This is a genomic window from Campylobacter sp. JMF_01 NE2, from assembly GCF_027737365.1.
Taxonomy (GTDB): domain Bacteria; phylum Campylobacterota; class Campylobacteria; order Campylobacterales; family Campylobacteraceae; genus Campylobacter_B.
Genome location: NZ_JAOVTR010000002.1, coordinates 70569 through 90888, shown reverse-complemented (window position 1 = coordinate 90888; position 20320 = coordinate 70569). Strand labels below are relative to the sequence as shown.

General features: G+C 42.4%; 18 protein-coding genes and 2 pseudogenes. 6 read left to right on the top strand and 14 right to left on the bottom strand.

What is annotated here, in order from left to right; genetic code table 11:
- Window positions 1-17: 17 nt before the first annotated feature.
- Window positions 18-1169 carry an MFS transporter gene (locus tag OFO01_RS03705; RefSeq protein ID WP_270858839.1) on the top strand — a complete coding sequence of 384 codons (1152 nt, stop codon included), beginning with the start codon at window positions 18-20 and terminating at the stop codon, window positions 1167-1169.
- A gap of 250 nt (window positions 1170-1419) precedes the next feature.
- On the opposite strand, the gene OFO01_RS03700 is transcribed toward OFO01_RS03705, so the two are convergent.
- On the bottom strand, window positions 1420-2622 hold the full coding sequence (locus OFO01_RS03700; protein ID WP_270858838.1) for an MFS transporter: 1203 nt from the start codon (window positions 2620-2622) through the stop codon (window positions 1420-1422).
- Between the two features lie 155 nt (window positions 2623-2777).
- Between OFO01_RS03700 and OFO01_RS03695 the strand changes: the two genes are divergently transcribed.
- From OFO01_RS03695 to recG, 5 genes are read left to right on the top strand one after another with little or no spacing between them, the layout of a single operon-like run.
- Window positions 2778-3713, top strand: a complete 936-nt coding sequence (locus OFO01_RS03695) for an SPFH domain-containing protein (RefSeq protein WP_270858837.1) — start codon at window positions 2778-2780, stop codon at window positions 3711-3713.
- Complete coding sequence (locus OFO01_RS03690; RefSeq protein WP_270858836.1) at window positions 3710-4108, top strand: NfeD family protein; 399 nt, start codon at window positions 3710-3712, stop codon at window positions 4106-4108. The genes OFO01_RS03695 and OFO01_RS03690 overlap by 4 nt, the downstream gene beginning before the upstream one ends.
- A gap of 19 nt (window positions 4109-4127) precedes the next feature.
- On the top strand, window positions 4128-5177 hold the full coding sequence (locus OFO01_RS03685) for a dehypoxanthine futalosine cyclase (RefSeq protein ID WP_270858835.1): 1050 nt from the start codon (window positions 4128-4130) through the stop codon (window positions 5175-5177).
- Window positions 5174-6436, top strand: a complete 1263-nt coding sequence (locus tag OFO01_RS03680; RefSeq protein WP_270858834.1) for a M16 family metallopeptidase — start codon at window positions 5174-5176, stop codon at window positions 6434-6436. Before OFO01_RS03685 ends, OFO01_RS03680 begins: the two co-directional genes overlap by 4 nt.
- Window positions 6433-8271, top strand: a complete 1839-nt coding sequence (recG, locus tag OFO01_RS03675; RefSeq protein ID WP_270858833.1) for an ATP-dependent DNA helicase RecG — start codon at window positions 6433-6435, stop codon at window positions 8269-8271. Before OFO01_RS03680 ends, recG begins: the two co-directional genes overlap by 4 nt.
- A 532-nt stretch (window positions 8272-8803) precedes the next feature.
- On the opposite strand, the gene OFO01_RS03670 is transcribed toward recG, so the two are convergent.
- The 13 genes and pseudogenes from OFO01_RS03670 to secA form a co-directional block, all read right to left on the bottom strand.
- Window positions 8804-9619 (bottom strand): transporter substrate-binding domain-containing protein, encoded by an 816-nt coding sequence (locus tag OFO01_RS03670; protein ID WP_270862500.1) that lies wholly within the window; start codon window positions 9617-9619, stop codon window positions 8804-8806.
- 190 nt (window positions 9620-9809) lie between these two features.
- A complete protein-coding gene (ychF, locus tag OFO01_RS03665) occupies window positions 9810-10913 on the bottom strand; it encodes a redox-regulated ATPase YchF (RefSeq protein WP_270858831.1) in 1104 nt (367 codons plus the stop codon).
- On the bottom strand, window positions 10913-12376 hold the full coding sequence (locus tag OFO01_RS03660) for a leucyl aminopeptidase (protein WP_270858830.1): 1464 nt from the start codon (window positions 12374-12376) through the stop codon (window positions 10913-10915). The genes ychF and OFO01_RS03660 overlap by 1 nt, the downstream gene beginning before the upstream one ends.
- Window positions 12345-12968 carry a DedA family protein gene (locus OFO01_RS03655; protein WP_270858829.1) on the bottom strand — a complete coding sequence of 208 codons (624 nt, stop codon included), beginning with the start codon at window positions 12966-12968 and terminating at the stop codon, window positions 12345-12347. Before OFO01_RS03655 ends, OFO01_RS03660 begins: the two co-directional genes overlap by 32 nt.
- Window positions 12969-12972: 4 nt before the next feature.
- A complete protein-coding gene (apt, locus tag OFO01_RS03650; RefSeq protein ID WP_270858828.1) occupies window positions 12973-13536 on the bottom strand; it encodes an adenine phosphoribosyltransferase in 564 nt (187 codons plus the stop codon).
- A complete protein-coding gene (locus OFO01_RS03645; RefSeq protein WP_270858827.1) occupies window positions 13533-13775 on the bottom strand; it encodes a hypothetical protein in 243 nt (80 codons plus the stop codon). The genes apt and OFO01_RS03645 overlap by 4 nt, the downstream gene beginning before the upstream one ends.
- 8 nt (window positions 13776-13783) lie before the next feature.
- Window positions 13784-14302 (bottom strand): RpiB/LacA/LacB family sugar-phosphate isomerase, encoded by a 519-nt coding sequence (locus OFO01_RS03640; RefSeq protein WP_270858826.1) that lies wholly within the window; start codon window positions 14300-14302, stop codon window positions 13784-13786.
- A gap of 9 nt (window positions 14303-14311) precedes the next feature.
- Complete coding sequence (lepB, locus tag OFO01_RS03635; RefSeq protein ID WP_270858825.1) at window positions 14312-15157, bottom strand: signal peptidase I; 846 nt, start codon at window positions 15155-15157, stop codon at window positions 14312-14314.
- The gene (folD, locus tag OFO01_RS03630; RefSeq protein ID WP_270858824.1) at window positions 15158-16012 is read right to left on the bottom strand and encodes a bifunctional methylenetetrahydrofolate dehydrogenase/methenyltetrahydrofolate cyclohydrolase FolD; all 855 of its coding nucleotides are present in this window, start codon (window positions 16010-16012) and stop codon (window positions 15158-15160) included. It lies immediately after the preceding gene.
- A gap of 125 nt (window positions 16013-16137) precedes the next feature.
- Window positions 16138-16341 carry a hypothetical protein gene (locus OFO01_RS03625; RefSeq protein WP_270858823.1) on the bottom strand — a complete coding sequence of 68 codons (204 nt, stop codon included), beginning with the start codon at window positions 16339-16341 and terminating at the stop codon, window positions 16138-16140.
- Window positions 16342-16365: 24 nt separating this feature from the next.
- A complete protein-coding gene (locus OFO01_RS03620) occupies window positions 16366-17556 on the bottom strand; it encodes an ABC transporter permease (RefSeq protein ID WP_270858822.1) in 1191 nt (396 codons plus the stop codon).
- Between the two features lie 38 nt (window positions 17557-17594).
- Window positions 17595-17696, bottom strand: a pseudogene (locus tag OFO01_RS09015) (SEC-C metal-binding domain-containing protein); the annotation flags it as partial.
- Between the two features lie 191 nt (window positions 17697-17887).
- A pseudogene (secA, locus tag OFO01_RS03615) lies at window positions 17888-20261 on the bottom strand (preprotein translocase subunit SecA); the annotation flags it as partial.
- Window positions 20262-20320 lie beyond the last annotated feature (59 nt).

The window sequence follows — 20320 nt, the reverse complement described above, 5'->3', positions numbered from 1 at the left end:
CAATTTTTAGGATATTTATGTTTAAAAGCCTGCGTGCGGCAAGGACGCTAAGTGCGCTATTTCTAGCGATTTTTTTTATGTTTATCGGGGACGCGCTAGCCCTATCATCAGCCGGCGTCATACTCAAAATGCGAGGCCAAAGCGACCTAATCATCGGCATTATCTCATCGTTTTTCTTCTTAGGCGCCATTTCTAGCGTGTTTTTCACGCCCACAATAATCGGCCGCTTCGCCCATGTGCGCTCGTATTATATTTTTAGCGTGGTTTTCGCGCTGTGCGCCCTAGCCCACGATATCAGCGCAAATTTGGCATTTTGGGCGATACTTCGCTTCGGGCTTGGGTTTTGCTACTACGCACTTTTGATGATAATCGAAAGCTGGATCAACTCCAAAATCACAAATTCTATCCGCTCACGCGTCCTAGCCGTGTATGAGATCGTATTTTACGGCGCATTTACCGTGGGCGTGGGGATAATCGCGCTAAATTTAAGTGCAAATTTAATCTTTTTTCTAAGCGGATTTTTCATACTTTTTGGGCTAGTGCCTTTGAAATTTATGCGTTTCAACCCGCCCGCAAAAGCGCAAAAAGCCACAATCTGCATGCCAAAAATCTCGGTTCTACCGCCACTTGCGCTTGCGACGGCAGTTTGCGGTGGGGTTTTGATAAACGGATTTTTTTCAATGGCGAGCGTGTATGTGCTAAGCAGTGGAAATGTCAGCCAAGTGGGCTGGTTTATGGGGCTAGCCATGGTCGGAGGCTTCATTTCGCAGATTTTTGCTAGCCCCGTGTCTGATTTTTTCGGCAGGCGCAAGGCGATAATGCTAGTGTGCGCAATCGGCGCATGCTCGGCGCTGGGGCTATTTGCCACCAGGAATTTCGAGGTCAAATGCGCCCTAGCCTTTTTGCTAGGATTTGGCGTTTTTCCGCTATACTCGCTCGCAATCGCGCGCGCGAACGATTCCTTTACAAACAGCTCCTCAATCTCGCGCGTGCAAATCTCGGCCTCGCTTTTGTTTTCATATTCGCTCTCATCGTTTTTCTCGCCCATAATCATAGGCGGGGCGATGAAAGTTTTCGGCGCAGAGGGGTTTAGCGCGGTGTTTTTCGTAGCAATGGTGTTTTTGTTCGTTTTCGCATACTTCCGCCCTGAAATCGCCCCTAAAATTTAAAATTTGTTAGATTTGTCATTGCGAGAATTTTGCATAGCAAAATTCGTGGCAATCTACGACTTCAAAATTTAAGGTCAGTGTTTTTGCAAAATTTAAGTAGAATTTTGAATTTAAATTTTACTGGATTGCTTCGAAAACTTCGTTTTCTCGCAATGACAGCGAATTTAGCGTTTGGTTATTTTTACTCGTAGATTGCTTCGACCACTTCGTGGTCTCGCAATGACAGATTAGGCAAATTTTACGCCAAACCTCACTCCTTGCTTAGGTACCTATCATACACGATAAATTTATAATACACCGCAGCGATTATAAACATAAATCCCATTAGAAATGTTATCTGCCACAGCGCAAGCCCTAGCGAATACAGCGCACCGATAGCCGCTGAGGTCAGAGTTGCCACGATGAAATACGCCATATCGTTATACGCAATCACTCGCCCGAAAAACTCCCTATCGACATGGCTTTGGAGTTGCGTGAAAGAATACGACCACACCGTCGTGATAAAAAATCCAGCCATTACGATACCGATAAACGAAAGCCAGTAATTAAACTCCAACGCCGCCCAGAGCATGATTCCACCGCCCTGCCCTAGCAAAATCCAAAAATACCGTTTCAAATTTACGATACGCGTCAGCCACATCTGCCCAAAAAACGCCGCGGCTGAGCGCGCCATATTCATTAGCCCAATCACCAGCGACGCGCTTAGGATTTCTTTATACTCAAATTTCGCAAGTAGCGCGATGAGATTATCATAAGTCGTAACCGCAACAAAGGCGTGAATTACGATTAAATGCACCACCAAAGGGCGCGAGCGTATGTAAGTAAAGCCCTCTTTTAGCATTTTTATCGCGCCTTGCGTGCTACTTCCTGCAATATCTTTAAAATTTAGGCGAATTAGGATAAAAAACGAAAAAACATACAAACAAAAATCCAAAATAAACGCTGCCCTAACCCCAAAATAGTGTATAAACACCCCAGCTAGCGCCATACCAAGGGTATAAGTAATCGTCCAACTAATGCTAGTTAGCTCGTTTGCTAGCTTCAAATACGGCTTTGGTAAAAATTTCGGCAGGGTCGAAGACTCAGTTTGATAAAAGAGCGTCCCAGCCACGCTTCGCACCACGACGATACCCAAAAGTAGCCACAAATACGCCAAATCATTGATAAAAATCAGCATGAAAATCGTCACAATCTCTATGGCGAACATGCTCACCATTAGGGGCTTTGGGCGAAATTTATCCACGATAATGCCATTAATCGGGGCTAAAAATATATTTGGTATAAACGACACCACGCCCACAGCGGTGATCGCCCACACAGGCGCGCCCAGCTCGATTAGTAGCGTAGCGATACCTACGATCGAAAACCACACGCCAAACATGCAGATAAATCCCGCGCTAAATAGCAAGCGATAGTTGCGAAAATTGCGAAGTAAAATATAATATCTAACCATTTTTGCCTTTCAAAAAACCTTGCATTTTAGCCAAATTTGGCTTAATTATGTGTTTTGGATTTGTTAAATAAAACTACCAAAAATCTTAAATTTAGTATTAAACATTAACTTGCTATAATCGCCAAATTTAAATTTTAGAAATTTTAGGAGAAAAAATGGAAGGTTTCGCAGCTACCGTTGTGGTGATTTGTGCGCTAATCGCGCTGGTTTTGAAGCTTGGTGTCAAAATCGTATCGCAATCTGAGATTATGATTATCGAGCGACTTGGTAAATTTCACAAGGTTTTAGACGGCGGATTTCATGTAATTGTGCCGTTTTTTGACAGCGTGCGCGCTAAAATGAGCGTTCGCGAACAGCTAGTAGATATCACAAAACAGCAAGTCATCACCAAAGACAATGTCAATATCATGGTCGATGGAATCGTATTTTTGAAAATCGTAAATGGCAAAATGGCGCTTTATAATGTCGAGGATTATCGCAAAGCAATATCAAATTTGGCTATGACTACACTTCGTTCAGCAATCGGCGAAATGAGCCTAGATCAAACCCTATCAAGCAGGGATCAACTAAACTCAAAACTCCAAGTCGCCCTAGGCGATGCAGCCGATAACTGGGGCGTAAAAATCATGCGTGTCGAAATTTCAGAAATTTCAGTCCCAAAAGGCATAGAGGACGCGATGAATATGCAAATGAAAGCCGAGCGCGAAAAACGGGCAATCGAGCTAAAAGCCGAAGCTGAAAAAGCTGCTCTAATTCGCACAGCCGAAGCGCAAAAACAAGAAAAAGTGCTAGAAGCTGAGGCTATCGAGCGCATGGCAGACGCGAAAAAATACGAGCAAATCGCCCTAGCTGTGGGTCAAAAACACGCTATGGATAATATCAATATGGCTATGGCTGCGTCGAAATTCGCCGCTGAATACTTGCTCGCGCAAAGTCGCGTAAATGCCTTCAACGAGCTAGCAAAAAGCGCAAGCAAGGACAAGGTCATCATACCGTATGAAACCAGCGAAATCATCGGCTCGCTCTCTGTGCTAAGCGAATTTTTAGGCAAGGCTGGGGATAAAAATTTAATCACGGAAAACAATCAATGAGCCCACTTATTTTTATCATAATTGGCGTTATTTTGGTGATTATCGAGCTTTTGGTGCTTGATTTCACCTTTGTGTTTTTTGGCGCAGGATTTTTGATCGTGGGGCTATTTAGCTTCGCGCTTCCGCTATCATGGGAGGTGCAAATCCTAGCCTCTTTCGTGCTATCTTTCGCGCTTTTGCTCGCCCTAAAAAAGCCACTAAAATCAAAATTTTTCAAGCCAACCGAAGAGATTAAAGACAATTTCTTAGACGAGAGTGGCGAGGGCTATGTCAAAGAGGGCATGGTCTATTTCAAGGGCACGCTATGGCAAAGCGATGAGGTAAAAAACATGGCAGAAGGCACGAAAGTGCGCGTGCGTGGCGTCAAAGACGGACAAATCATACTAGAAAAATAAATCAAAAAGAAGGTTAAATTTGAGTAGAATTACTAAATCACAGGCATTAAATTTGATAAAAAACGCCCCTTTGCACGAGCTTGGGGCTATGGCGTATGAAAAAAAGCTGCAATTGCACCCTGATAAAATCACGACTTTTGTCGTCGATCGCAACATAAACTACACAAATATCTGCTTTGTGGATTGCAAATTTTGCGCATTTTGTCGCAAAATCAACGAAAAAGACGCCTATATTTTGAGCTTTGATGAAATCGACGCAAAAATCGACGAATTAATAGCAATCGGCGGAACGCAAATTCTCTTTCAAGGCGGCGTTCATCCGAAACTAAAAATCGATTGGTATGAAAATTTAGTGGCTCACATAGCCCAAAAATACCCGCAAATTACGATTCACGGCTTCTCTGCAATCGAGATTGATTATATCGCTAAAATTTCAAATTTAACGCACAAAGAAGTTTTATCTAGGCTTCAAGCAAAGGGACTTTACTCAATTCCCGGAGCTGGGGCTGAGATTTTAAGTGATAGAGTAAGAGATATCATCTCGCCTAAAAAAATCGGCGCAGACACTTGGCTAAATGTCCATAAATCCGCCCACGAAATAGGCATGAAAACCACAGCCACAATGATGTTTGGCACGGTAGAAACTGACGAAGAGATTATCGAACACTGGGAAAAACTGCGAAATCTGCAAGATATTACGGGTGGATTTAGAGCTTTTATCTCGTGGAGCTTTCAGTCCGCAAACACAAAACTCATCGCCGAGCACCCAGAAATCAAAAAAACAAGCTCAAATCGCTATTTACGGCTTCTAGCTGTGGCAAGGCTGTTTTTGGATAATTTTAAAAATATCCAAAGCTCGTGGGTTACGCAAGGTAGCTACATAGGACAACTCGCACTTAAATTTGGCGCAAATGATTTGGGTTCGACCATGATGGAAGAAAATGTCGTAAAAGCAGCAGGTGCGTCCTTTCGCATGAGCGCAAACGAAATGATAAGCTTAATCAAAGACATCGGAGAAATCCCAGCCAAACGCAACACAAACTATGATATTTTGGAGATTTATAAATGATAAAAAGCGAAATTTTGGCAAAAAATACCAAAGTAGATTTTCTCGCACAAATCGAAAATTCCTTGCCAGTGGCGAGTTTTAAGCTCGTTTTCAAAGCCAGTGGCGCAGTGAGCGAAAAGATAAATGGCCTAGCCAAACTCACCGCAAAAATGCTAAATGAGGGCACAAAGAGCCTAGGGGTAAATAAATTTTACGAAAAACTCGATATCTATGCGATAAATTTCGATATCGACACAGGGTTTGAGACCTTCGTAATCGAGGTAAATTCTCTCAAAGAACACTTCGAATTTGCCCTAGAAATGCTGGATAACTTGCTAAAAGAGCCAAATTTCACAGATGAAATTTTAGATAAAATCAAAACCCAAATTTTAGGCGAAATCGATATTTTAAAGAGCGAATTTGACTATATCGCAAACCAAGGCTTGCAAAACTGCCTTTATTCGGGCACCAAACTAGCCTCCCCACTAATCGGCGACGAGGCTAGTATCGCGCAAATCAGCCTTGAAAATGTCAAGGAATTTTTCGCCTCGCTTGATCTTGCAAACGCCTATGTCCTCGTAGTGGGCGACGCGCAGGGCGCAAGCGATGAGGCCAGCCTTGTGCGCAAAAACATAACCAAAATTTTAGAGAATTTCGCCGCCACAAATGCGCGCGAACTACCCGTTTTTGCGACAAATTCTACACCCAAATCCCAAATCATCGCCCAAAAAAGCGAGCAAGCCTATATCTATTTTGGCGCACCATTTTACGCCGAAATCGCAGAAAAATATATCGCAAATGTGGCACTTTTTATCCTTGGTTCGAGCGGATTTGGCTCACGCCTCATGGAAAACATCCGCGTCAAACACGGACTTGCATACTCTGTGTATGCCAGAGCGAATTTCGACCTGTCTAAGCGCGATTTTTGGGGATTTTTGCAAACCAAAAACGAAAATTTAGCCAAAGCCTACGAGCTAATCAAATCCGAAATCGCAAATTTCGTCCAAAACGGCGTCAGCGAGAGCGAGCTAGAAAGTGCGAAAAAATTTATCCTAGGAAGCGCGGTTTTGCAAAAAGAGACTATGTTTAAGCGCGCAAATATCAGTGCCAACGAATACTATCAAGGCTTCGAATTTGGCGAGTTTGAGCGAAATTTAGAGCGCACGAAAAATCTAGATTTGCGCACGCTAAATGAATTTATCGCCTCGCACGCTGAGATTTTAAATTTAAGCTTTTGCGTGGTTTGCTCAGAAGTCGCAAAGTCAAATTTTAAATTATGAAATTTAGCCCCAAAGACAGCGCAACGCTCGCTAAAATCGGCGTTTTTTCACTGCTTGATTTAGCCTTGGCACTTCCAAAAAGCTATGATGATTTAAGCGTCAAAGATGAGCCAAACACCGGCGAAAACACGGTTTTGATCGAGTGCAAAACAGCAAGCCGTCGCGCCAATGGTATGCTTATCATCAGCGCATTTTGCCTAAGCTGGGAGTGCGAGATCAAAATCGTCATCTTCAACGCCAAAAGCTGGCACCACGGCGTCTTTAAAATCGGCAAGCAGATGTTTATCCACGGCAAAAGCGACAACGCTTACGGCGCGTGGCAGTTCGTAAATCCCAAAATCGTCACCAAAGTAGGCGAAATTATCCCCAAATACAAAAACGCCCTCACGGACGCTGCGACGCAAAAGCTCATTTCAAGCTACATTTCCAAGCAGTCCTTGCTTGATGAGGGGCTTGATGAAAATGAGGCTGAATTTTTAATGCAAATTCACCAAAACGACCAAAACAGCGTGCGTTTGGTGCAAAATTTAGAAGAAAACGAAAACGGGCTTGAAATTTTAAAATTCGTTGAAATTTATAATTATTTAAGAAAACTAAAAGCCAAAAAAATGGATTTTAAAGCGCAAATTTACCCTTTAAACGACATTTCCTCGTGGCTTAGCACCCTGCCTTTCGCTCCCACAAACGACCAAATAAAGGCACTTGATGATATCAAAGCCGACCTATCTAGCCCGCTTGCAAGGCGCAGAGTGGTAATGGGCGATGTGGGTTCGGGCAAGACGCTAATAATCCTTGGCGCAGCCTTACTAAACTATCCACGCACCAGCTATTTAATGGTGCCAACCTCGATTTTAGCCGATCAAATTTACGCAGAAGCAGTGCGACTTTTGCCAGAGTTTATGAATATTTTGGAGGTCAAAGGTGGCGAAAAATCGCTAAATTTAGAGGGCGCGCACCTAGTCATCGGCACGCACGCCCTGCTCTATCATGATTTGACGCCCTCAAATCTCATCATGGTCGATGAACAGCACCGCTTCGGCTCAAATCAGCGCGAAAAAATCAACGCCCTCACTCAGTGTGGCGAGTATCGCGCGCACTTCGTGCAATTTAGCGCCACGCCGATCCCGCGCACACTCTCGCTAATCCAATCCGAGCTTGTAAATTTTAGCTTTTTAAAGCAAATGCCTTACGAAAAACATATCCACACGCTAATCTTGCAAAACGCAGGGTTTGAGGGCTTTATGAGCCATTTAAAGCGCGAAATCGACAAAGGAAATCAAGCAATCATCGTCTATCCGCTCGTCGAACAATCCGAAAAGCTGATTTACCAAAGCGTCGAAGAAGCCGCGCCGTTTTGGCAGGCGAAATTCTCTGGCGTGTATGTTACGCACGGGCGCGACAAGGAAAAAGAGGAAATTTTGCTGAAATTCCGCGACAATGGCTCACTGCTAATCACCACAACCGTCGTGGAAGTGGGCATTTCACTACCAAGACTTAGCATAATTTTAATCGTCGGAGCCGAGCGCATGGGGCTAGCCTCGCTTCACCAATTGCGCGGTCGCGTGGGGCGAAACGGCGGCGAGGGCTGGTGCTATCTCTACACGAAATTAAAGCAAGCGCCAGAAAGACTAAAAGAATTCGCGCAAACGCTAGATGGATTTAAGGTCGCAGGAATTGATCTGAAAAACCGCCAAGGCGGGGATTTGCTCGATGGCTCGGTTCAGCACGGAGCGACATTTTCGTGGTATGATTATGAAGAGGATATAACCGAACGAGCCAAAAGCAGAGCGGAAAATTTCGCCGATACACAGACGAGTAGTGAGATTAAATTTTAAAATCGCCAAATTTGCCATGATTTGTCATTGCGAGCTAGTGGAGTAAATTCGCCCTGTTTTGTCATTGCGAGATTTCCGCTACCGCAAGTTTTTCAATACTGCCCCGATTTTGTCATTGCGAGGAGCGAAGCAACAAAGTGTTATTTTTGTCATTGCGAGGAGCTGTGAAACAGCGACGAAGCAATCTACGAGTTTAAAATTCAAAGTGCGTGTTTTTGCTGTCATTATGAGCGTAGCGAAGCAATCTAGGGAAATTCAGATAAATTTTGATAAATTGAAATTTTCTCTAAAATTTACTGGATTGCTTCGCTACGCTCGCAATGACACGAATTATAGCGTTTTGTAATTTTGGCTCGTAGATTGCCACAGCGACTGCGTAGCTTCGCAATGACAAATTAGAGATTAAAGAATTTTTCTAAATTGCCTCAAAAACTTAGTTTTCTCGCAACGACAGATTGGATAGATAAAATTTTCAGCCATAAAAAAAGGCGCCTTAAAAAAGGCGCCCAAGTATAGTATCAAAAAGCACTAATTATAGTAATGCTTCATAAATATCATCTAGAACGAACATTTTCTCTTCTAGCTCACCACGATAGAATAGCTCGAAAGTTTGCTCATACATATCTGCAAAGAAGCCTTCTTGTGATAGAGATAGGATTTTGCTATCTACGATTTCCATTAAATCGCGATTGCCTTTTTGAGTGCCTACGCAGTTGAAAGCGATAGCTCCTATGCGTTTGATAGCAAGCTCAAATCTATCATCAACAAAAGGAATAGTAGCGATTGCAGTAATTTTTCTAGCATAGCCGTCAGCTTCGCCAGCTCTTAATTTATCCAAGCACTCTTTTGATGTAGAGCAAGGAACTTGTTGGATTTGTGGTTCTTTGTTAAGAGCGACTTCAGCTGATGTGCCTGGAACAACTAGAACTCTTCTACCTCTTAAATCGCTTAGTCTTTGGACACCTAAATCTTTTTTAGTAACAACAGCATCCATTGTTGAAAGATAAGGCATAGAAAAGTCCATTGATTTCTCGCGCTCAGGTGTTCTTGAATAATTGTGAATTAGCAAATCAACTCTGTTTTGAGTTACTGCGTCCATACGCTCAGCATCTTTAACAGCGACAAATTCTACCTTACCGCCATCACCTAAAATGGCTTTTGCTAGTTCTTTCGCCAACTCAATTTCAAAACCTTGAAATTTGCCACTTTTTGAAATAGAACTCATTGGAGCATCGTGCTCACCTACACCAATTCTTAGCGTATTGCTCGCTTTGATTTGTTCTAGTGTGTTAGCACCAGAAAAAGTCACTGCGCCTGCTAATGCCAAAAGACCTAAAAACTTTTTCATTTTAACTCCTTAAAAATAAAACCGAAAAATACCTAAAAAAAGTAAATAGAAAGATAACGCGCGCCCATTTACCATAAATTTTAGATAAATTTGCAAATTTCACTTCAAAAATTTCAAGCAATTTTAATGTAAAAAAACTTAAATTTTAAGAAAAAAAATCAAAATTTGCATATTTCAAAAAAAAATTAAATTACACATTAAACCTAAAATGCATTACATCGCCATCATTTACTACATAATCCTTGCCTTCTAGGCGCATTTTTCCTGCCTCTTTTGCCCTACTTTCGCCTCCATGCGCCACGAAATCATCGTAGCTAATAACCTCTGCACGGATAAAGCCACGCTCGAAATCATTATGTATCACGCTAGCCGCCTTTGGCGCTTTCCAGCCTTTGGTTATCGTCCATGCGCGCACTTCCATAACCCCAGCGGTAAAATAGCTTATCAAATTTAGCTTCGCAAAAGATCTTCTGATGATATTATCTAGTCCGCTTTCTTCTGCGCCTAGGCTTTGAAGCATTTCGTGCGCTTCATCATCACCTAGACCGATTAGCTCCTCTTCGATTTTAGCGCAAAGCTTGATAACTTCGGCATTTCGCGCATTTGCATACTCTTTTACAGCTTTTACATACTCATTATCCTGTGCTATGCCGTCCTCATCGACATTTGCGCCATAAATCACCTCTTTTGCAGAAAGCAGGCGCAACTCTTTATTTAGGCTCGCAAAGACTTCGCTGTCTTTGTCTGCGAAATTTGAAGCAGGTTTGCCTAAATTTAAATGTTCTAAAAGCTCATTTGCGAGTGCCAAGGCCTCTTTGGCGCCTTTGGCGTTTGCTTTGGCTTCTTTGTTTAGCCGCTCGATTTTTCTGCCTAACTGCTCAATATCGGCTAAAACAAGCTCGGTTTCGATGATTTCGATATCGCGGATCGGATCGATACTGCCCTCGACATGGGTAATATTGCCGTCTTCGAAGCAACGCACAATATGCAAAATAATCTCAGCTTCACGGATATTTGAGAGAAATTTATTTCCCAAACCCTCGCCCTTGCTAGCACCCTTTACAAGTCCAGCGATATCGACAAATTCGATTGTCGAGTGCATAATGCGCTCTGGATTTACGATTTTGGCTAGCTCATCAAGCCTAGTATCGGGCACCGGCACGATAGCCTTGTTTGGCTCGATTGTGCAAAATGGATAGTTTTGCGCTTGTGCATTTTGTGCCTTTGTTAGCGCATTAAAAGTGGTAGATTTGCCCACATTTGGCAAACCTACGATTCCAACAGAAAGCCCCATTAGCCCCTCTTTTCTAGCTCTTTTTGCAGAGCCATTAGATAGTATAGATTTGCTCTAACTGCCGCACCTGTCGCGCCGAATTGGTTATATCCCCACGCTTTTTCGACATAGGCTGGGCCTGCGATATCAAGATGAAGCCATTTGTCTTTAAATTCAGGTTTGATAAATTTATCAAGGAAAAGCCCCGCTGTGGTCGTGCCACCGTATCTGCTAGACGCTGTATTTGAAACATCTGCGATATTTGATTTGATAAGTTCTCGCAAATAATCATTAAATTCTAAAATCGTGAAAAGCTCACCACTAGCTTTGGTTAAATTTTTAAATTTTAGCTTTAACTCTTCGTTATTTCCTAAAATTCCGCTTGTGTATTCGCCAAGTCCCACTACGCAAGCCCCTGTAAGCGTCGCCATATCGATTAACAAATCAGGGTTTAAATCCTGAGCGTAGCTTAGACAATCAGCCAGCACTAGCCTGCCCTCTGCGTCTGTGTTTCGCACCTCGATACTCACGCCAGAGCGAGAGATTAGCACATCGTCTGGTTTGTAGGCGTTGCCACCTATCATGTTTTCGGTAGCACCGATGATAGCGTGTATTTCAAAAGGCAAATCAAGCTCGGCAGCGCCTTTGATAATCGCCATAGCTGCAAGCGCGCCACTTTTGTCAGCTTTCATTGTCAGCATATAATCACTCGGTTTTAGGCTAAGTCCGCCACTATCATAGGTCAAACCCTTGCCCACGAAAACGACCTTTTGAAGGCATTTTTCAGGTTTGTAGGTAAGGTGGATTAGGCGTGGGCGATGAGCTGAGGCGCGATTGACAGCCAAAAACGCGTTCATTTTCTCTTCTTCCAAAAATCTCTCATCATACACAGCTACGCTGACATCATCGTAGTTTGAAGCCAAAATTTCAGCCTCGTCTGCCATTTTGTGCGGAGTGTAAATTTCAGGGATTTCATTGACGCCGTTTTTGGCGAAATTCGCCGCGTCCGCCATAATAGCGCCAAATTTCACGCCACGACCAGCTTTATCGGCTTCTAGCGTAGAGCCTGTGTATGTATCGCTAGCAATAAAAATTTCATTTAGAGTGTAGGATTTTTTTTCGCTTTTGTATTTGTTAAACTCATACGCGCCCAGCACTGCGCCCTCAGCCATAGCCATTGCGCTTTTTTTCGTGCAACCGCAATCATAAAATGCGATTTTAAAATTTGAAATTTTAAGATTTTTTAGCGTATTGTATGCCTGCGCCACGCCCACTCTCACGCGGTCGTATTCTAGGGCTTTTATGCCTATATATAGCCTTTTTTGCTCGCTTAAAAGCAAATTTCCCTCACCTTTGTAATCAAAAAAATCAAATTTATCGCCGTCTTTGACAAAGCGGTGAGCCGTGTCGCCACCGACGATAAAAATCACTTCAAAATCCGCATTTATCGCGTCAAAATTTTGATTCAATAATGTTACTTTCATCTCTATCCTTTCTTAAATTTATAAAATGATTTTCTAATCTTGCAAAAATTTTATAAAACCCAAAGACAATTCCGGCAATCAGCGGTATCGCAAAATACCAGTATTGCTCGATCAAATTTATCGCTTGCCAAATTTGCTTGCCGAAATACCACGCAGGTATCATCGTCATACTCGCCCACGCAACCGCGCTTATAAAATTTATAAATGCAAATTTTTTGGCACTATAACGGGTAATGCCGATACTCATAGGAATTATCATACGCAAACCATACATATATCGCTGGATAAATATCAAAATCCAGCCCCACCGTTGCAAAAGCAGGTGCGCGATAGCAAATTTACGGCGCTGGGTGGCGAGTTTTTTGCTAATGTAGTTTTTATTATACCTGCCGATATAAAAATAAAATTGATCGCCCGCAAACGCCCCACACGCCGCGACAAAAATACCAAGCGGTAAATTTATATGCCCCTCGTGTGCCAAAATCCCGCCCAAAACTAGCGCGATTTCGCCCTCTAATGCGCACCACGCAAAAAGCACGATATAAGCGTATTGATGATACTGGGTTAGAAATTCTTTGAGCGTTTCTTCCAAAATTTTATGCCTCTAAAACGCAATAAACTTTCGTTCTTGCTTCAAATTCGCCCAGATCGTTTAATGCGCGCAAATTTAGCAAAAAGCACACTTCCACGCAATCGGCATTTGTTTGTGCGATCAAATCAAGCGCGGCTTTGGCAGTGCCACCAGTAGCGATTAAATCGTCGATTAAAAGCACTCTGGCTTTGCGATTTTGCGCGTTTGCGACTGCATCAAAGGCATCGACATGCATTTCGACCTGATCGAAGCCGTATTCGAGAGAGTATTTTTGCGAAATGGTGATATATGGAAGTTTTTTTGGTTTGCGAATCGGCACGAAAGCCAAATTTAGCCTAGCCGCAAGTGCCGCACCAAAGATAAATCCCCTGCTCTCAATCCCTACGATATAATCAAGCTCGTAATCCTTGTAGCGATCTACGAGATGATCTAGCAAAAAGCTAAATGCCTTTTTATCGCCCAAAAGCGTCGTTACATCGTAAAACAAAATCCCAGGTTTAGGGAAATCCTCGATAGTCCTTAATGATTTAAAAAGATAAGCTTTATCATCATTGCTTAAAGTTTTCATCCTCTATCCTTTAATAATTTTGCATTTTGCAATCTTAAATTTAACTTTTCTGCTTCGTCGCTTTGCAAGGCCTGTATGCTAAGCTCCAACGCAGATTTTAGCTTTTCTTGATTTTCTTTTAGTTTTGAAATTTCGTCTTCACATTTTGCCAATTTATCGTAAATTTTCATATTTTTACGGATCGAAAGCACCAACAATACAGCCAAAACAAAGCTTAAAATTTCAAAAACTACTATCATATCTCGCCCTATTTTGCGCTCATATCGCAGGCAATCACGCCTAGCTTATTCACGCGTCTTTCGTGTCTGCCGCCACTAAAATTTGTGCTAAAAAATGTCTTTATCATATCCTCAATCTCTGCGATTCCTAGCACTCTTGCGCCAAATGCAAGCACATTTGCGTTATTATGCTCCCTGCAAAGCCTAGCAGTGAGGCTATCATGGCAAAGCGCGCAACGAATATGTGCGTGGCGATTTGCCGCAATCGAAATCCCAATACCTGTGCCACAAATTAAAATTCCATAAATTCCAAATTTTGTGCTATCTTCGCTGTTTTGCTCGCCGTTTGCGCTAGCTAAATTTTTGCTTTCAACCAAAATTTTATCAGCCAAAATTTTCGCGAAATCAGGATAATCCACGCTGATATTTTCGTCATTTGTGCCTAAATCTTCGAACTCATAGCCCAAATTTGCGATTATTTTTTTGACCTCTTCCTTCACAGCCGGCGAAGCGTGATCACCCGCAATAAAAACCTTTTTTACCTGCATATTTTCCCTTTATTTTTGCTCATAAATCAAGCTCTCATCGCTTTGAAGCGTGTCGATGAAACGCCCTATTCTCTCCCAGCGGATTTTTTTATCCGGGTCGATACTAAAATAAGTAAACCACGGCTTGCCTACGATTAGGCGATACGGCACGGTGCCCCAATACCTGCTATCGCCCGAGTTGTTGCGGTTATCGCCAATCATAAAAAACTCATCTTGCGGAACTTTGATATAAAATGCGTTAAATTTCACACTGCCGTATTCATACACCTTCTCGCTCTCAGCCACCATTATAGGGCGCATTGCTAGGCTTTTGCGCTCTAAATTTCCAAGCATACTTGCACGCATGGCGTTTCTAAAATGCGGATTATAATTTATGCCTTTGAATTTATACGGCTCTTTTACATATTTTTGTCCGTTTAAGATGACAATATCGCTTTTATCGTAGTTTTGCTCTATAAATTCATCGCCCTCGTTTGGTCTGAGGTAGAAATTATCTAAATCAAAAATCACTTCATCTCCACCGACTGCAAAATTTCGCTTGACATAGTGAATTTTCTCATCTTTTGGATAGCGAAATACCACGATATCCCCACGCTGTGGGCGTTTGCCTTGGATTAAATGTCCGTCCCCGTCGCTATCAGGGGCTACTGGAACCTCGATAAATGGGATATGAGGGGTTGGTATTCCGTAGCTAAATTTTTTCACAAACAAAAAATCGCCCTCTAAAAGCGTAACTCTCATCGATCCGCTTGGAATCACAAAAGCTTGCGCCACAAAAAGTATGATAAAAAGCACAATACAAATCGTGCCAACCCAGCTAGATGAAAAGCGATAAAGCGAACCTAAAAATTTCATTTATTTGCTTCTTTTTAGGCGGTTGCGCGCCGATGTGATTGTGTTTTGAAGTAGCATTGCGATTGTCATAGGACCCACGCCACCAGGAACTGGCGTGATAAATGAGCATTTAGGCGCGACTGCGTCGAAATCCACATCGCCAGTTAGTTTGCCATTTTCTAGGCGGTTTATGCCTATATCAATGACCACCGCGCCATCTTTTACCATGTCAGGGGTTACGAAATTTGGCTTTCCAATCGCTGCGACTAAGATATCAGCCTGCGAGCAAATTTCGGCTAAATTTTTGGTGCGAGAGTGTGTGATAGTAACGGTAGAATTCGCGTTTAAAAGCAAATTTGCCATAGGTTTGCCGACTATATTGCTTCTGCCAATTACCACAGCGTTTGCGCCGTTTGTTTCTATGCCGTATTCAGCCAAAAGTCGCATAATGCCAAGTGGCGTGCATGGCACAAAAGCCTCTAATCCGCTAACTAGCCTGCCGACATTTACAGCGTGAAATCCATCGACATCTTTACTAGGATCGATTTTTTCTAAAATTTTATTTGTATCAATGTGTTTTGGAAGTGGAAGTTGGACAAGTATGCCATCGACATTTTCATCAGCATTAAGCTCATCAATTAGCTCTAATAGCGCAGTTTCGGTAGTTTGCGCGCTTAGATGATATGGGTAAGAATTTATCCCGCACGCTATGCACGCCTTTTCTTTGCTAGCCACATAAGTAGCACTAGCCTTGTCCTCGCCCACCAAAATCACCGCAAGCCCCGGAGTTACACCCTTCGCACTAAGCCCTGCGGCTGCGATTTTTACCTCTTCTTTGACCTTTGCGCTTATCGCTTTTCCGTCGATTAAAGTCATAAAAAACCTTTAAATAAAAATTTAAGCTTCAATTCTACCTTAAATTTAATAAAAATCAGATTTATTTTTGGGCTAAATTTGGGAATTTTAAGTGGAAATGGTAGTTAAAAAACTACCATTGAAATTTATCTTTTTATATTTTTGTTTGCTTCTTGGGCTTTGATTACAGCGTCCATGCAGCCTGTGGTGCAACCAGCGCTATTTTGGTTGAAATTTGGCTCGATTTTTTTCTGCTCGATTGGCGCGCTCTCGCTCACGCCCGGCTCTTTCGTGCCAGCACAACCGATAAAAAACCCAGCCACTAGGGCGCATAAAATTAACTTTTTCATAAATTCTCCTTTATTAAATTTAAATTATTCATTACGCAAAGTTTGCAAAACATCGACTTCGGTGGCCTTTTTGGCTGGATACCACGATGAGAGTGCTACTATTATCACAGCTCCTACCACGGTAGAAATCAAATCGCTAAATGAGAGCTCCATAGGCAGTTTGCTGCTTCCATAAACATCGGCTGGCAGGTCGATGATATCGAAATTTCCAAGCAACCAAACCCCAAAAAGCCCCAAAATAAGGCCAAAAATTATTCCGCTTCCGCCAATCGTCGCCCCAAGCGAGAAAAATGTCTTTTTCACCTCTTTTTTGCTCGCTCCAAGGCTAAGCAAAAGCGCGATTTCTTGGCGACGATTCATCACGGTCATCAAAAGCGAACTAACGATATTTAAGCTAGCCACTAAGATTATTAGCAAAAGCACCAAAAAAAGCGCCCGTTTTTCAAGCGCAAGGGCTGAGAAAAAGTTGCCGTTTTGTTGCCACCAGCCAACAGCGCGCGCGCTCGGCGGGAGATTTTCTTTAATGATTTCTAAGTCCTTAAATGGATCGTCTGAGAAAACATGCACCCCGTCATATCGCCCCTCGTCATAGCCCAAAATTTTCGCTAAATCGCCCACGCTCGCGTAAGAATACGCCTTATCATAAGCAATCAAACCAGAATCAAAGCTAGCGCGCACTTCAAATCGCTTCATTTTAGGAATCAGCGCAAATCCGCCTGGGTCGTTTTTGGTAAAAATCATTGTGATTTTATCGCCCATATCTAGCATAAATTCGTCCTTTATGCCCTTACCGACCATAATGCCAAATTCGCTCAAATTCGCGTCTTTTGCCCCCTGTGCGACGACTGAATTTATTTGAATTTCATCGGCCAAATTTACGCCAAAGATTATTCCACCCTCTAATCTATCGCCATTTTTGGCGATGACTTGCGAGCTGATATATGGGCTAAATTTTAAATTTGGGAAATCTCCCTTTAAAATTTCGACATCATCGTTTGTGATACCGCCACGAAACTGGCTGTGTATCGTGATAGGATAGTTCATCGTAAAGAGTTTGCGTTGAAATTCTTTATCGAAACCGTTCATTATCGCCATTGCGATGATTAGCACCATTAGTCCGATACTCACGCCCAAAAACGCCAAAATCGCAGAAAGCGTGATAAATGGCTGAGATTTGTCGAAACGCAAATATTTAAAAAGTAGATATTTTATCAAAGTCTGCCCTGTGAATTTTGAAATTAGGCGTTTGCAAGTTACCTTGCAAAACCGCCTTTTTTAGGGCCACCTTTACCGTGGCAGTCTTTGTATTTTTTGCCGCTTCCGCATGGACATGGGTCGTTTCGTTTAGGTTTTTTCGCGCCTAGCGAAAATTCGCTATTTTCTGTGGTTTGATTTTCACTCGAATTTAAATTTTCGCTTGAATTTGAAATTTCATCTTCATTTGTGTTAGCTTCGCTTATTTCGTCCTGCGCTTCACTACGCATTTGCTCTTGCATAGCCTCTCTTTCGGCGTCGATTTCTTCTTGGGTTTTGAAGCGAATTAGTTGCAATGTGCGGATACTATCGCTTTTTAGGCGCAAAACAAGCTCCATAAAGAGATTATAGCTTTCTTTTTTATACTCGGTTAGCGGGTCTTTGTGATTGTATCCCCTTAGTCCAATGCCCGTTTTTAGGGTATCCATTTGGTATAAATGCTCACGCCAATCGCGATCTACGATTTGTAAATAAAGCATTTTTTCGATCTCTTTGCGCTGAGCCTGATCGATTTGGCTCATTTTTTCCTCGTAAGAGCTTTGAAGTTGCTCTACAATCACGCTTTTTAGCTCGCCATAATCATTAGCGTTTTTCAAATTCGCCTCATTTAGCATCTCGCCAGTATCATTTAAAATGCGGTTTATTATCGCCTCATAATCGAATTTTTCCTTCTCATCTCCGTCGAAAATCTCCAAATCATCTAGCACACTTGCGATATACTCTTCGCGGTTTTGCAAAATTTTGTCTTTTAGGTCAAATTCTTTATCCAAAAGCTCGTTTCGGTATTTATAAATCGTCTTTCTCTGCTCGTTTGCGACATCATCGTATTCTAGGATATGTTTTCTAGCCTCGAAATGCAGGCTCTCGACCTTTTTTTGCGCATTTTCTACGGCACGAGAGACCATTTTCGACTCGATATGTTCGCCATCTTGCAAACCCAAACGCTCCATAATATTTTTAATCTTATCGCTACCAAAAATTCGAAGCAAATTATCCTCTAAACTTAGATAAAATCTACTCTCGCCCGGATCTCCCTGACGGCCTGAGCGACCGCGGAGCTGGTTATCGATACGGCGGCTTTCGTGGCGTTCTGTGCCTAGGATATAAAGCCCGCCAAGCTCCCTGACTTCATCATTTATGCGGATATCAACGCCCCGTCCTGCCATATTTGTAGCGATTGTTACAGCGCCTTTTGCACCGGCTTCGGCAATGATTTGCGCCTCTTTTTCGTGGTTTTTAGCATTTAACACGGAGTGAGCGATTTTTTCTTTAACCAAAAGTTCGTGCAAAAGCTCTGATTTTTCAATCGATGCGGTGCCGACTAAGACTGGCTGACCTTTTTTGTTTAGCCTTTTTACTTCCTCGATTACGGCGTTAAATTTCTCGCGCTCTGTTTTGTAAATCAAATCGTTTTGATCTAGTCTTTGCACTGGGATATTTGTAGGGATTGAAACGACCTCTAATTTATAAATTTGAGAAAACTCAGTCGCCTCGGTTTGGGCTGTGCCGGTCATGCCTGCTAGTTTTTCATACATTCTAAAATAGTTTTGAAATGTAATATCGGCTAGGGTTTGGCTCTCTTCTTGGATTTGCACGCCCTCTTTGGCTTCTAGTGCTTGGTGCAAGCCCTCGCTAAAACGGCGCCCCTCGCTTAGTCTGCCTGTAAATTCATCGACGATGACGATCTGCCCCTCACGCACGACATAATTGACATCTTTTTTAAATATATAATTTGCTTTTAATGCTTGATCTAAATAGTGGCTTAAAACGGCGTTTTCAAGCTTGTATAGGTTATCTACGCCAAAGAGTTTTTCAGCCTTTGCGATACCTGCTTCGGTAATTAGCACGCTTTTATTTTTTTCATCTAGGATAAAATCGCCAGTTGGCTTCTCTTTTGGATCATCTGGCGCCTGGCCTTGCACCATTTGTTTGGCTACTTCGTTTGCTTTGACATAGCCATCAAGTGTGCGGTTTGTAGGGCCTGAGATGATTAGTGGAGTTCTAGCCTCGTCGATTAAGATACTATCAACTTCATCGACGATTACGAAATGATGACCTCTTTGCACCTTATCTTCACTGCTAAATTTCATATTATCACGCAAATAATCAAAGCCAAATTCGTTGTTTGTGCCGTAAGTTATGTCGCAAGCGTAAGCCTCTTTGCGCTTAGTATCGTTATACTCGCCACCGACTACTACACCAACGCTTAAACCTAAGAAATTATACAAAACGCCCATTTGCTCGGCGTCGCGTTTGGCTAGGTAGTCATTGACCGTCACGACATGCACACCCTTGCCACTCATAGCGTTTAAAACCACAGGAAGAGTTGCAACAAGCGTCTTTCCCTCGCCTGTTTTCATCTCAGCTATCGCGCCGTCGTTTAAAACCATACCGCCGATTAGCTGGACATCGAAATGGCGCATATTTAGCACCCTTTTTGAGGCCTCTCTGACGATAGCAAAAACATCATACAAAATTTTATCAGTTGTCGTTTCGCCCTTTTGGATTTGCTCTTTAAGTGCGTTAAATTCAGCCTTTAATGCCTCGTCATCGAGTGCTTCGTATTTTTTTTCTAGCGCGTTTATCTCTTTTGCGCGTTTTGCGTATTGTTTGACCACACGATTGTTTTTCGTGCCAAAAATCCCTCTAACTACTCTTTTAAACATTTCAAACCTTCATTTTAAAATTTTAACCGAACATATTACCATATTTTTAGTTTTTATTT